This is a genomic window from Ideonella azotifigens (assembly GCF_006519715.1).
In the GTDB taxonomy this organism is placed as follows: Bacteria; Pseudomonadota; Gammaproteobacteria; order Burkholderiales; family Burkholderiaceae_C; genus Ideonella; species Ideonella azotifigens.
The window spans coordinates 1-1,783 of record NZ_VIDT01000920.1 but is presented as its reverse complement, the minus strand read 5'-3'; the positions used below and the strand labels follow the sequence as shown (position 1 = coordinate 1,783).

Below are 1,783 nucleotides of genomic sequence, written 5' to 3'. Positions count from 1 at the left end.
ACGACGCCAGCGGCGCCTATGCCGGCCTCAGCCTGACCAGCATCGAGTTGCAGCCGGGGCAGCGCCAGGCCGGGCTGCAGGGCTACGCAGGCTTCGCCCGTGCGCTGAACGACGCGCTGCGCTGGGAAGCCGGCGGCAGCTACAGCCACGCCGTGCAAGCCTCTCCCGGCGTCGACCGCTACAACCATGGCGAAGCCTTTGCCGGCTTGCTGGCGCCATCCTGGAGCCTGCGCCTGTACTTCTCGCCGGAATACTTCGGCTGGCGCGAGCGCACGCTGTATGCCGAGCTGGACGCGCACACGCCGTTGCTGCCGTCACTGGAACTGATCGGCCACCTCGGTTTGCTTCAGCAACTTGGCCGCGACGACGCGCGCCGGGTGGACAGCCGGCTCGGCGTGGTGCTGCACACCGAAACCGGCCTGGCCTGGCAACTGGCCTGGCTGGCAACCGGGAAAAGTGGCCCTTTCCCGGCGCCATACGACCAGCGCCGCAGTTTGGTGTGGCTGGGCGCTTCGTACAGCTTTTAGGCCTTACTTCGGAGTGATGGCGCCGTACACACCATCCGCCTCATCGTTCGGCCCGGCCGAGAAGAACAGCGTGTTGGTCGGCTGGCTTTGCAGGCCGTTGCCGAACTGGATGCCCCACAGGCCGGGGATCTTCAGCGGCTGGCCGCTGGAGGCGCTGAGCTGGCCGATGAAGGCGCCGGTGGCGATGTCGTAGGCGGAGATCGTGCCGTCGCCGAAGTTGGCCACCAGCAGGCGGTTGCTCAGCTCGCCGAAGTTGGCCGGTGCCATGGCCATGCCCCAGGGCGCGTTCAGGCCTTCCTTGGCCACCAGGTGGCGCAGCAGCTTGCCGTCGGCGTTGAAGACGTTGACAAAGCCCTTGCCCTTGCCGGCCACGTCGTCCTCGGCGTCGGCATCCTGGCGGGCGTAGCTGACATAGAGGTTGCCGTTGATGTTCTGGATGCCAAACGGCGCGTAGTGCTTGGGCAGCGCCGGGTCGACAAAGCCGCCGCTGGTGGTGACCGGTGCAAAGGCCTTGTCGTAGACGTCGACGCGGTTGTTGTGGAAGTCGGTCGCGTAGAGTTGGTTGGCAGTGCCGGTCGCGGCCTGGGCAATGCCCTTGTAGATCGCGCCGGGCTTGGTGACGGCGATCAGCGCGTGGCCCTGGTCGACATTGGGCGCCCAGCCGGTGATCGCGCCGTCTTCGCTGGCGAAGAGGAAGCGGCTGGCGCCGGTCAGCGTGCCGTTGCCGACGATGAAGTCGCTGGAGCCGTTGTAGATGATGCCGGTGGGCGAGCCGATGCCGCTGCCGCTGGCCGCCGGCACGCTGACCACCAGGCTTTGCGGCACGCCGTTGCCGTCGTACAGCGTGGAGCTGCCGTCATGGTTGTTGGCCACCCAGACGTAGCCGAACGGATTAAAGGCCACGCCCCAGGTGTTCTTCAGGTGCGCGTCGGCGTGCGGGGTGGACACGGCGCCGTCGGACACCAGCTTGTGCACCGCGTAGCCGGCGGCCTGTGCGGTGCCGGCGAGGGCGAGGGTGCACAGCGCGGCCAGCGCGGTCATCGTGACGGGGCGCAATGAGTGCAAGGACATGGCTCATCTCCTGATGTGTGTGAGGAGCCGGTGAATGCCGGGTTGCGCGGCAATGGTTCAAAGGCCGCGCCACATTTCTTTGTCGCCGGAGGTTGCCGCCACCGTATGATTTTTGGCTTCATCACCTGCAGGATCCCGATGAGCTCACGCCGCCACTTCCTGATCCAGGCGCCTGCCGGCGTGCT

General features: G+C 67.1%; 2 protein-coding genes. One reads left to right on the top strand and one right to left on the bottom strand.

The genetic code is table 11. From position 1 onward, the window contains the following. On the top strand, positions 1-527 hold a 527-nt coding region (locus tag FKP22_RS33030; RefSeq protein ID WP_445663757.1), incomplete at its 5' end, for a TorF family putative porin. Between the two features lie 3 nt (positions 528-530). Here the strand turns inward: FKP22_RS33030 and FKP22_RS29235 are convergent. Further along, the gene (locus FKP22_RS29235; RefSeq protein WP_141291681.1) at positions 531-1,598 is read right to left on the bottom strand and encodes a TIGR03118 family protein; all 1,068 of its coding nucleotides are present in this window, start codon (positions 1,596-1,598) and stop codon (positions 531-533) included. Positions 1,599-1,783: the final 185 nt, after the last annotated feature.

What these genes read in the sequence shown, in the direction of transcription:
- FKP22_RS29235 (WP_141291681.1), bottom strand. Translation starts at nt 1,598, where the DNA reads ATGTCCTTGCACTCATTGCGCCCCGTCACGATGACCGCGCTGGCCGCG.